10 protein-coding genes are annotated in these 10,345 nt (G+C 62.9%); 5 read left to right on the top strand and 5 right to left on the bottom strand.

The annotated features are described in order from the left end of the window. Positions 1 to 553 (top strand): M24 family metallopeptidase (locus B4E36_RS10455; protein ID WP_345900317.1); only part of this gene is annotated, 553 nt, incomplete at its 5' end. Positions 554 to 568: 15 nt separating this feature from the next. Here the strand turns inward: B4E36_RS10455 and B4E36_RS10450 are convergent. The 4 genes from B4E36_RS10450 to carB all read right to left on the bottom strand — a co-directional run bounded on the left by B4E36_RS10450 (position 569) and on the right by carB (position 5,423). Beyond that, entirely contained in the window at positions 569 to 1,033 is a 465-nt protein-coding gene (locus B4E36_RS10450; protein WP_292058846.1) for an SRPBCC family protein, read from the bottom strand. Beyond that, positions 1,030 to 1,485 (bottom strand): SRPBCC domain-containing protein, encoded by a 456-nt coding sequence (locus tag B4E36_RS10445; RefSeq protein WP_292058845.1) that lies wholly within the window; start codon positions 1,483 to 1,485, stop codon positions 1,030 to 1,032. Before B4E36_RS10445 ends, B4E36_RS10450 begins: the two co-directional genes overlap by 4 nt. Next, positions 1,482 to 1,814: an ArsR/SmtB family transcription factor gene (locus B4E36_RS10440; RefSeq protein WP_292058843.1), complete on the bottom strand. Its 333-nt coding sequence runs from the start codon at positions 1,812 to 1,814 to the stop codon at positions 1,482 to 1,484. Before B4E36_RS10440 ends, B4E36_RS10445 begins: the two co-directional genes overlap by 4 nt. 126 nt (positions 1,815 to 1,940) lie before the next feature. Further along, positions 1,941 to 5,423, bottom strand: a complete 3,483-nt coding sequence (gene carB, locus B4E36_RS10435; protein ID WP_292058841.1) for a carbamoyl-phosphate synthase large subunit — start codon at positions 5,421 to 5,423, stop codon at positions 1,941 to 1,943. A gap of 243 nt (positions 5,424 to 5,666) precedes the next feature. Here carB and B4E36_RS10430 point away from each other — a divergent pair, with 243 nt between their 5' ends. After that, positions 5,667 to 5,831: a hypothetical protein gene (locus tag B4E36_RS10430; protein ID WP_292058839.1), complete on the top strand. Its 165-nt coding sequence runs from the start codon at positions 5,667 to 5,669 to the stop codon at positions 5,829 to 5,831. Between the two features lie 34 nt (positions 5,832 to 5,865). Here B4E36_RS10430 and B4E36_RS10425 read toward each other — a convergent pair whose 3' ends face one another. Beyond that, a complete protein-coding gene (locus B4E36_RS10425) occupies positions 5,866 to 6,690 on the bottom strand; it encodes an isocitrate lyase/PEP mutase family protein (protein ID WP_292058838.1) in 825 nt (274 codons plus the stop codon). 135 nt (positions 6,691 to 6,825) lie between these two features. Between B4E36_RS10425 and B4E36_RS10420 the strand changes: the two genes are divergently transcribed. The 3 genes from B4E36_RS10420 (at position 6,826) to B4E36_RS10410 (ending at position 10,203) form a co-directional block, all read left to right on the top strand. Further along, positions 6,826 to 7,854 carry a sodium:calcium antiporter gene (locus B4E36_RS10420; RefSeq protein ID WP_292058836.1) on the top strand — a complete coding sequence of 343 codons (1,029 nt, stop codon included), beginning with the start codon at positions 6,826 to 6,828 and terminating at the stop codon, positions 7,852 to 7,854. Between the two features lie 77 nt (positions 7,855 to 7,931). Then, positions 7,932 to 8,609, top strand: a complete 678-nt coding sequence (locus B4E36_RS10415) for a glutathione S-transferase (RefSeq protein WP_292058833.1) — start codon at positions 7,932 to 7,934, stop codon at positions 8,607 to 8,609. 205 nt (positions 8,610 to 8,814) lie between these two features. Continuing rightward, entirely contained in the window at positions 8,815 to 10,203 is a 1,389-nt protein-coding gene (locus B4E36_RS10410) for an MATE family efflux transporter (RefSeq protein ID WP_292058830.1), read from the top strand. Positions 10,204 to 10,345: the final 142 nt, after the last annotated feature.

Genomic DNA, 10,345 nt, shown 5'->3' with positions numbered 1-10,345 from the left:
CTGGTTCCAGTCGGGGCTGAACACCGACGGCGCGCATAATCCGGTAACGGCGCGACGGCTCGCGAAGGGCGATATCCTCAGCCTCAATGCCTTCCCGATGATTTCCGGCTATTACACCGCGCTGGAGCGCACGCTGTTCCTCGGCGCGCCGGATGCAGCATCGCTGAAGCTCTGGGAGACAAACGTCGCCGCGCATGAACTCGGCATGTCGCTCATCCGTCCGGGCATATCGTGCGCCGCGATCTGCGCCGAGGTGAACCGGTTCTTCGCCGATGCCGGGGTGCTGCAATACCGCTCCTTCGGCTATGGCCATTCCTTCGGCCTCCTCAGCCATTATTATGGCCGCGAGGCCGGGTTGGAGCTGCGCGAGGATATCGAGACCGTGCTGGCGCCCGGCATGGTGATCTCGATGGAGCCGATGCTGTTCGTGCCGGAGGGCACGCCGGGCGCCGGCGGCTACCGCGAGCACGACATTCTGGTCGTGGGCGAGGACGGCGCCGAGAACATCACCGGCTTTCCCTATGGCCCGGCGCACAACATCGTTGCTGGCTAGAGCTGGCGCGCCGATTTAGCCGGGCAGGCGGCTGGCATAGGCATCGAGCTTTGCGAGCGTCTGCCGGCCGCCTTCGACGGCGCCGAACTCGAGGGTCGCGTCACGAGCCTCGACCGTTTCGAAGATCAGGATCAGCGAAACGCGGGTCTTTCCGCCTTCGTCCTCGAGCAGGATCAGGCCCCGGAAATGGGCGGGCTCGCCGCGTTCGCCACCATGGTCGTAGGCAATGCGGGCCGGAGGGGTGATCTCCGTGTAGCGGATCCAGTTGGGCCAGTCCTTGCCGTCGGGGCCGTGCATCGTGTAGTGCCACAGCCCGCCGACGGAAAAGTCCATGGCGTGGGTCTCGTTGACGAACCCTTCCGGCCCCCACCACTGGTCGAGGTGCTTTTCATCGGAAAGCGCTTTGAAGACCAGTTCGCGCGGGGCGTCCATGACGCGCTCCAGCCGGATGATTCTTGCGGGATCAAGGTCAGCGGTCATTGGTTTTCTCCCTCCAGAAACTGTGCGAGGCGGTCGAGATTCTGGTCGTTGGCGGCCTTCAGAAAATGCGCCATAGCCTGGTTTTCCTCGGTCGGCTCGAATTCCATTCTCCAGACAAGGCGGCTTCCGCCGGCATGATCCTCGAACCGCATCTCCAGCACGAAATCATGCACCGGCAGATGATGGCGCGCGCGGACCATGCGGCCTTCCTCGATCGCCAGAAAACTCCAGTGGTTGTCGAATTCATCGCCGTTCGAGGCGGTCATGACGATCCGCCAGCGTCCGCCAGGACGAAAATCGAACGCCGTGATGCGGTTTTCGAACCCGTGCGGCCCCCACCATCGGGCGAGCTTTGCCGGATCGGCCACCGCGGAAAACAGCGTATTGCGGTCCTGCGGAAAGCTTCTTTCGTTGTGGATTTCGAGGCTTGCGCTGGGCTTTTCCTCGCTCATGGCGTTTCCTCCTTCTGGATTTTCGCGAGATGGGCTTCCAGCCGGTCGAGCCGCTGTTCCCACAGCGCCCGGTAGTCCGAAAGCCAGCCATCGACCGCCTTCAGCGTCTCCGGCTCTATCCGGCAGGGCCGGGTCTGCGCCTCCCGGCCGCGGGAGATCAGCCCGGCGCGCTCCAGCACCTTCAGATGCTTGGAGACCGCCGGCAGCGACATCGCGAACGGTTCAGCCAGTTCATTCACCGTCGCTTCGCCCTTGGATAGCCGCGCAAGGATCGCGCGGCGGGTTGGATCGGCGAGGGCGGAGAGCGTCCGGGTCAGTGGATCGGACATCTTATATTTATCCCATCAGTTAATTAACCTAGTGGATAAATAAAGGAGGCAAATCTCTGCGTCAAGTCCAAAGAAAAGGGCAGGCGCCGGGCCTGCCCTTCATAAGGCGTCTCAGTCCGATACGGCTCAGGCGTAGCTTTGCAGCGGGCGCACTTCGAGCTGGCCCTGTTTCAGTGCCTTGATCGCCTGGGCGGCGGCCATGGCGCCGGCCATGGTGGTGTAGTAGGGCACCTTCTGGGTGAGTGCTGCACGGCGGAGTGACTTCGAATCCGAGATCGTCTTGTCGTTGCTGGTGGTGTTGAACACCAACTGGACCTGACGGTTGCGGATCGCGTCCTCGATATGCGGACGGCCCTCGCGCACCTTGTTGATCTTAGTGGCGGAAATGCCGTTTTCCTCCAGGAAGTCACGGGTGCCGCCGGTCGCCATCACCGAAAAGCCCTGTTCCACCAGAAGCCTGACGGCGGGCAGAACGCGCTCCTTGTCTTCCGACTTGACCGAAACGAAGACGCAGCCATCACGCGGCAGATCGACGCTGGCGCCGAGCTGCGACTTGGCGAAGGCGATCGCGAAATCCTTGTCGAGGCCGATGACCTCGCCGGTCGAGCGCATTTCCGGGCCGAGCAGCGTATCGACGCCGGGGAACTTGGCGAAGGGGAAGACCGCTTCCTTGACCGCGATATGGTTCAGCTTGCGCGGGTTCGGCCGCTCGCCATAGGAGGCGATCACATCGTTCAGCTTCTCGCCGGCCATCACGCGGGCGGCGATCTTGGCGATCGGCGAACCGATGGTCTTGGCCACGAAGGGCACGGTGCGCGAGGCGCGCGGGTTCACTTCGAGGATATAGACCGTGCCGTCCTTGATGGCGAATTGCACGTTCATCAGGCCCTTGACGTTAAGCGCGAGCGCCAGCGCACGGGACTGTACCTCAAGCTCATCGAGGATTTCGTCCGACAGCGAATGGGGCGGCAGCGAGCAGGCGCTGTCGCCCGAATGGATGCCGGCTTCCTCGATATGCTCCATGATGCCCGCGACGAACACGTCGGTCCCGTCGCAGAGGCAGTCGACATCGACCTCGATGGCGTTGGTCAGGTAGCTGTCGAACAGAAGCGGGTTCTTGCCGAGCAGGGTGTTGATCTGCCCGGTCTTGTCGTTCGGATAGCGCTGCTTGATGTCCTCGGTGACGAGTTCCGGCACCACTTCGAGCAGGTAGTGCGACAAACCGGCATCGTTGTGGACGATCTCCATGGCGCGGCCGCCGAGAACGTAGGACGGGCGAACCACCAGCGGATAGCCGATTTCGGCCGCCACCAGACGGGCCTGCTCGACCGAATAGGCGATGCCGTTGTTCGGCTGGTTGAGATCGAGCTTGATCAGGAGCTTCTGGAACCGGTCGCGGTCCTCGGCAAGGTCGATCATGTCCGGCGCGGTGCCGAGGATCGGGATGCCGTTCTTTTCCAGCGCTTCGGCGAGCTTCAGCGGCGTTTGGCCGCCGAACTGCACGATGACGCCGACGAGCGTGCCTTTTTCCTGCTCGGCGCGCATGATCTCGATGACGTCTTCGGCCGTCAGCGGCTCGAAATAGAGCCGGTCGGAGGTGTCGTAGTCGGTCGAAACCGTTTCCGGGTTGCAGTTGACCATGATCGATTCATAGCCCGCATCCTTCAGCGCGAAGGCGGCATGGCAGCAGCAATAGTCGAACTCGATCCCCTGGCCGATCCGGTTCGGACCGCCGCCGAGGATGACGACCTTCTTGGCATCGGAAATGCCAGCCTCGGAGCGGGCCGCGCCATCAAACGGCGTCTCGTAGGTCGAGTACATATAGGCGGTCGGCGAGGCGAATTCTGCAGCGCAGGTGTCGATGCGCTTGTAGACCGGGCGCACGCCGAGCTTGTTGCGAAGCTGGGCGACTTCCTTCGGGCGGCCATGGGTGAGGCTTGCCAGCCGCTGGTCGGAAAAACCCATGGCCTTCAGCATGCGCAGGTTTTCGGCATCCTGCGGCAGGCCGTGCTCGCGCACCCGCTCCTCCATGTCGACGATCGCGCGCAGCTGATCCAGGAACCACGGGTCGATCTTCGAATGCTCGTGGATCTCGCTCTGGCTGACGCCAAGGCGCATTGCCTGGGCGACCATGCGCAGCCGGTCCGGCGTGCCGGTGCCGATCGCGGCGCGGATCGCGTTGCTCGGTTCGCCATTCTCGATGCCGGGAATTTCGATCTCGTCGAGGCCGGTCAGGCCGCGTTCCAGGCCGCGCAGCGCCTTCTGCAGCGATTCCGGGAAGGTGCGGCCGATCGCCATGACTTCGCCCACGGATTTCATCGCCGTGGTCAGCGTGTTTTCCGCGCCCGGGAATTTTTCGAAGGCGAAGCGCGGGATCTTGGTGACCACATAATCGATCGATGGCTCGAACGAGGCGGGCGTCGCGCCGCCGGTGATGTCGTTTTCGAGCTCGTCCAATGTGTAGCCGATGGCGAGCTTGGCGGCGACCTTGGCGATCGGGAAGCCAGTGGCTTTCGACGCCAGCGCCGAGGAGCGCGACACGCGCGGGTTCATTTCGATCACGACGAGGCGGCCGTCCGCCGGGTTGACGGCGAACTGCACGTTCGAGCCGCCGGTCTCCACACCGATCTCGCGCAGCACCGCCAGCGAGGCGTTGCGCATGATCTGGTATTCCTTGTCGGTCAGGGTGAGGGCCGGCGCGACGGTGATCGAATCGCCGGTATGCACGCCCATCGGGTCGACGTTCTCGATCGAGCAGATGATGATGCAGTTGTCCGCCTTGTCGCGGACGACCTCCATCTCGTATTCCTTCCAGCCGAGCACGGATTCCTCGATCAGCACTTCGGTGGTCGGCGAGGCGTCGAGGCCGCGCTCAACGATCTCGAAGAATTCCGAACGGTTATAGGCAATGCCGCCGCCGGTGCCGCCGAGCGTGAAGGACGGGCGGATGATCGCCGGCAGGCCGATCGTATCGAGCGCCTGCGCGGCGATCGCCATGGCATGCGACATGTAACGCTGCTTGCGGTCTGTGTTGCCGAGGTTCCACTGGTTCTCGAGCTCGTCGAGCGCGGCATCCAGCGCATCGCCGGAAAGCGTCTTCTTCAGTTCGGCGCGCTTGGCTTCATGCTCCTGGCGATGCTGATCCTTGATCTCGGTGGCGTTGGCGAGCATCGATTTCGGGGTTTCGAGCCCGATCTTGGCCATGGCCTCGCGAAACAGCGCGCGGTCCTCGGCCTTGTCGATGGCGTCCGGTTTGGCGCCGATCATCTCGACATTGTAGCGCTCCAGCACGCCCATGCGGCGCAGCGACAATGCGGTGTTGAGCGCGGTCTGGCCGCCCATGGTCGGCAGCAGCGCGTCGGGGCGTTCCTTGGCGATGATCTTGGCGACGACTTCCGGGGTGATCGGCTCGACATAGGTGGCGTCGGCAAGCTCCGGGTCGGTCATGATCGTGGCCGGGTTGGAGTTGACCAGAATGACCCGGTACCCTTCCTCCTTCAGCGCCTTGCAGGCCTGCGCGCCGGAATAGTCGAACTCGCAGGCCTGGCCGATGACGATCGGCCCCGCGCCGATGATGAGGATGGATTTGAGGTCTTGGCGCTTGGGCATGGGCGGTATCCGTCGTTTCTTCTTATCGTCCCTGCATCAAAAACCGGCACGGTTGACCGGGCCGGGTAAGGGACGTGAAATCATGTAGGCTAGGTGGGCCTTATAGGGAAGTTGCCGGGGCAACGGAACCCCGAAAATGCACCGCGCGAACCGAGATCAACGATGTTTTTTCGGCTTTCATGCACTTAAGTGTGAACTTTTCGTTTACATGCCGCGTTATTACTCCAAACCGGAGACAAAACCATGTTTGAATATCTGCCTCTTATCGCATTCCAGATCGTGTTCGCGGCTGCAGGACTTGCTATTCTTTACCGGATCGTCGGCGGCAGGCTTTTCGGCGCGGACGACGCCCAGCGCAAGAGCCATGGCGAAATCTTTCGCAGGGCCAGCAAGACGTCGCATGCCTGAGCGCGCACGTCTCACCCGGTGACGCCTGCTGGCGTCACCGCTTCGGCGGCGTGGTCAACCTTTCCGCCTCGCTGCCATCTACCCTCGCGTAATTGAATGTCCCCTCCGTCAGCACCTCTTCCGCCGCCCGTTTCAGTCCGGCAAGCGCCGCTCGGGCAAACGAGCCGCCGACGCTGATGCGTCTGACGCCGGCGCGTTCCAGCGCGGTGACGGAATAGTTCTCGCCCTGAAGCCCCATCACCACGTTGACCGGCTTGTCGACGGCGCGGCAGACCGTGGCGATCGCCTCGATATCCGGCAATCCGGGCGCGTAAAGCACATCCGCGCCGGCCTCGGAAAAGGCCTGGAGACGCCGGATCGTGTCGGCGAGATCGGGACGGCCCCACAGGAAGTTTTCCGACCGCGCGGTGAGAATGAACGGCCTTCCGGCCTTCGCTTCCGCCGCCGCGCGAACGCGATCGACTGCGTCGTCGAAATCATAGATCGGATCATCGCTTCTGCCCGTTGCATCCTCGATCGAGCCGCCGACGAGGCCCGCCTCGATGGCGAGCCGGATCGTCAGCGCACAGTCTTCAGGCAAATCCCCGAAGCCGTTTTCCAGGTCGGCGGAGACGGGCAGGTCGGTTGCCTCCACGATGGCCTTTGCGTTGGCAAGGATATCATCGCGCGACAAATCCGCAGCCGAATCGCGACGCCCAAGCGAGAACGCAAGCCCCGCGCTGGTGGTCGCAAGCGCCTCGAAGCCGAGATGGGCGAGCAGACGCGCCGAGCCGGCGTCCCATGGATTGGGCATGACAAAAGCGCGTTCGCGCGCATGCAGCGCCATGAACCGCCGATATTTTTCCTCCTGCGTGACCACGATGACCCTCCTGTCGTTTTCCGGAACGTATAGTGAACATTCAGGGTTGTAAAGGTTTGTTTTGTGGTTGCGCCGTGCCGCTTGGCCCGAACAAACCTTGAAGTGGCGCGTTAGCTCTTCAAACCGGAGACATTTATGAATTTTGAAAATCTGACTTTGGTCTGGCTGACTATTCTTTTCCTGATGGCCGGCGCGGTCATTCTCGGTTGCGGCGTCAGGATCACCGACGTGGCGGACAGGATCGCCGACCGCACGGGACTTGGCGAGGCGCTGATCGGTGGATTGCTGCTGGGCGCGGCGACGTCGCTGTCCGGCACGGTCGTGTCGGTGACCTCGGCGCTCGATGGCCGGGCGTCGCTGAGTTTCTCCAACGCCGTTGGCGGTATCGCCGCGCAGACGGCGTTTCTGGCGTTAGCGGACATGATCTACCGCCGGGTTAATCTCGAACATGCGGCGGCCGATCTTTCCAACCTGTTTCAGGGCGCGCTGCTGGTTCTGCTGCTGAGCATGCCGCTTCTGGCCTATGCCTCGCCGGAAATCACGCTGTTTGCCGTAAGCCCGGTCTCGTTCGCCCTGTTCGGCGTTTACATCGCCGGCGTTGTTGCCTCCAAACGGGTGCGCGACGAGCCTATGTGGACGCCCGTTGGCACGCATGAAACGCGCACGGATCAGCCCGAGGAAGAGGAAAGCGATGCCCGCGGCAATATCGGCATCTTCGCGGTGTTCATCGGTCTGATGCTGCTGATGGGCATTGCCGGCTATGTGATTTCCGAAATCGCCGGCGTGATCACCGACCGTTACGGCCTGTCCGCCTCGCTCGTCGGCGCGCTGATGACGGCGGTGGTGACCTCGCTGCCGGAACTGGTGACGACGCTTGCGGCCGTCAGGCGCGGCGCGCTTCAGCTTGCCGTCGGCGGCATTATCGGCGGCAACACGTTCGATACGCTGTTCCTGACGCTTTCGGATATAGCCTATCGCGACGGCTCGCTCTATCACGCGATCGGCAAGGACGATCTGATCTGGCTTGCGGTCGGTCTGTCGGCAACCGCGATCCTGCTGCTTGGCCTGATCGTGCGCCAGAAGGCGGGGCCGGGGCGCATCGGGTTCGAGAGCGCGGGCATCCTCGTTCTTTATTTCGGGGCAATCGCGATCACTGCAATCTGACCAGGCTTGTCAACGCGTATAAAGCAGTGCATATCTAAATCGAACCGTTCGGTTCGATCATGTCGGAAGGTGGCTTCATGCTCGTTCACTATCTCGAAGATTCCCGCGCCCATCGTATCCTCTGGCTTCTGGAGGAACTCGGGGTCGACTATGAAATCAAGCGCTACAAGCGTGGCGAGAACATGAGCGCGCCGGCGGAGCTGAAACAGATCCACCCGCTCGGCAAGTCGCCGATTATCGAGGATGAGGGCCGGATCATCGCCGAAAGCGGCGCGATCGTCGAATATCTGATCGACCGCTACGGCGACGGCAAGGGCCTCAGGCCGGAACCGGGCACGGATGAGGCGCTGCGCTATCGCTACTGGCTGCATTATTCGGAAGGCTCGGCCATGCCGCTTCTGGTCATGAAGCTGGTGTTCCAGAAAATCCCGGAGCAGGGACCGCGTCTGCTGAAGCCGCTGATGACCAGGATATTCAGGGCCGTGACGTCGAAACTCACCGACCCGCAACTGAAGACCCATGGGGCATTCTGGGAAGAGGAATTGCAGCGCGACGGCTGGTTTGCCGGCGAAAATTTCACCGCCGCCGATATCATGATGAGCTTCCCGGTCGAGGTCGGCATGGACAGGATTCCGTTCGGGGAGCGCCCGCAGGCCGTTCTGGACTATCTGGTGAAAATCCACGCCCGCCCGGCCTATCGCCACGCGCTGCAGCGCGGCGGGGCGTATCGCTATGGCGGTAATCCGATCTCCTGATCAGGGAGAGCCGAAGAAAAGCATGTCCCTTTACGGCGGAGAAGAGGGGCGGGCCTTGCCAAAACCCTGACGCCGTCTCCTGATCGGTTGCTTCATCCAGGTCTGCCCACAAGGGTGGCAATTGCCGAAAAAAGAGGCTATGGAAGTTCCGCCGCCGCGGCCCCGATATTGCATGGCCCCGGCGCGTCAGCTTCTGGTGAATTTCATGTCTGTCGCAATGCCTACTGCGCAAGCAGCCGGCCATTCGTGGTTCTCCCACCTCAAGGAAACCCTTACCCTCGGCATCCCCCTCATCGGCGCGCAACTGGCCCAGCAGGGGATCAATGCCACCGATATCTTCATTCTCGGGCAATTGAGCGCGCTGGATCTGGCGGCCGCGGTCCTTGCCACGCAGTATTATTTCACGATCTTCATCTTCGGCATGGGGCTTGCCATTGCGGTGATGCCCATGGTCGCGCAGGCCTATGGCCGCGGTGATGAGGTTGCCGTGCGCCGGTCCATGCGCATGGGCATGTGGGCCTCGATCATCTACGGCGCGCTGGCTTTGCCGTTGTTCTTCTGGTCCGAGCCGATTCTTCTGGCGCTCGGTCAGGAGCCGGACGTCGCGGCCAAGGCGGCGCAGTATCTTCATATTGTCGGCATCGCGCTGTTCCCGGCGCTGCTGTTCCAGGTCCTGCGTTCGCTGGTCAGCGCCACGGGGCGGGCACGGGTGGTTCTGTGGGTCTCGTTGCTGACGCTGGTCGTCAACGCCGTGGTTGCCTACGCGCTGGTGCTCGGCGGGTTCGGGATGCCCCAGATCGGCATTCGCGGCGCGGCGATCGCCACCTTTGTCGGTCAGGCCTTCGGTTTCCTGTATCTGGTCGCCTATATCGGCCGCGACGCGATGCTGGCCCGTTACGAGCTGTTCGTCCGCTTCTGGAAGCCGGACTGGCAGGCTCTGCGCGAGGTGGTCATGCTCGGCCTGCCGATCGGGATTTCCGTTCTGGCGGAAGTGTCGATGTTCACCGTGTCGTCGGTGCTGATGGGGCAGATCGGGGCGATCCCGCTTGCCGCCCACGGCATCGTTCTGCAACTGGCCTCGATCGCCTTCATGGTCCCGCTCGGCCTGTCCCAGGCGGGGACGGTCCGGGTCGGCATGTTCCACGGGGCCGGCGACAGGGAGAATGTCATCCGGGCATCGGTCACGGTTATGGCGATCGCGATCTGCTTTGCCGTCGCCAGCGGCCTGACCTTCGCGCTCGCGCCCGTGCCGCTCGTATCGCTGTTCATGGATACCGGCCTGCCAAATGCGCCGGAGGTGCTGGCCTATGCCGTGCCGCTTGTGTTCGTCGCGGCGCTGTTTCAATTGCTCGATGGCGGGCAGGCGACGATGAACGGCCTGCTGCGCGGCCTCAAGGATACCCGGGTGCCGATGTTTCTGGTGCTGATCGCCTACTGGGTTGTCGGCCTGCCGCTTGCCTGGCTGCTGGCGTTTCCCTTCGGGCTCGAAGGCGTCGGCATCTGGGTCGGCTTCATGCTGGGGCTGGGGACGGCGGCGGTGATGCTGGCGCTGCGCTTTCGCCATCTGCTGCGCGCCGGAGCGGCGTCCGTGTAGAGGAAAGCGGCCGAGCCCGGATGGGGCGGCCGCTCCCTGAGGCGGAAAAATATCAGACTGCTGACAAACCCTTACATACGTGGGTTTACGTCCTCACTGGTGTTCCCCCACAGGGGTCATGCTCGGACTTGATCCGAGCATC

It is taken from the genome of Martelella sp. UBA3392 (genome assembly GCF_002358775.1).
Lineage (GTDB): Bacteria > Pseudomonadota > Alphaproteobacteria > Rhizobiales > Rhizobiaceae > Martelella > Martelella mediterranea.
Note: the sequence above shows the minus strand (reverse complement) of the source record. Positions and strands in the feature narration are given on the sequence as shown.

Bases quoted from the DNA above. Each gene is read 5' to 3' on its own strand.
- B4E36_RS10450 (WP_292058846.1), bottom strand. From the start codon at position 1,033: ATGACCGCTGACCTTGATCCCGCAAGAATCATCCGGCTGGAGCGCGTC.
- B4E36_RS10445 (WP_292058845.1), bottom strand. From the start codon at position 1,485: ATGAGCGAGGAAAAGCCCAGCGCAAGCCTCGAAATCCACAACGAAAGA.
- B4E36_RS10440 (WP_292058843.1), bottom strand. From the start codon at position 1,814: ATGTCCGATCCACTGACCCGGACGCTCTCCGCCCTCGCCGATCCAACC.
- carB (WP_292058841.1), bottom strand. From the start codon at position 5,423: ATGCCCAAGCGCCAAGACCTCAAATCCATCCTCATCATCGGCGCGGGG.
- B4E36_RS10430 (WP_292058839.1), top strand. From the start codon at position 5,667: ATGTTTGAATATCTGCCTCTTATCGCATTCCAGATCGTGTTCGCGGCT.
- B4E36_RS10420 (WP_292058836.1), top strand. From the start codon at position 6,826: ATGAATTTTGAAAATCTGACTTTGGTCTGGCTGACTATTCTTTTCCTG.
- B4E36_RS10415 (WP_292058833.1), top strand. From the start codon at position 7,932: ATGCTCGTTCACTATCTCGAAGATTCCCGCGCCCATCGTATCCTCTGG.
- B4E36_RS10410 (WP_292058830.1), top strand. From the start codon at position 8,815: ATGTCTGTCGCAATGCCTACTGCGCAAGCAGCCGGCCATTCGTGGTTC.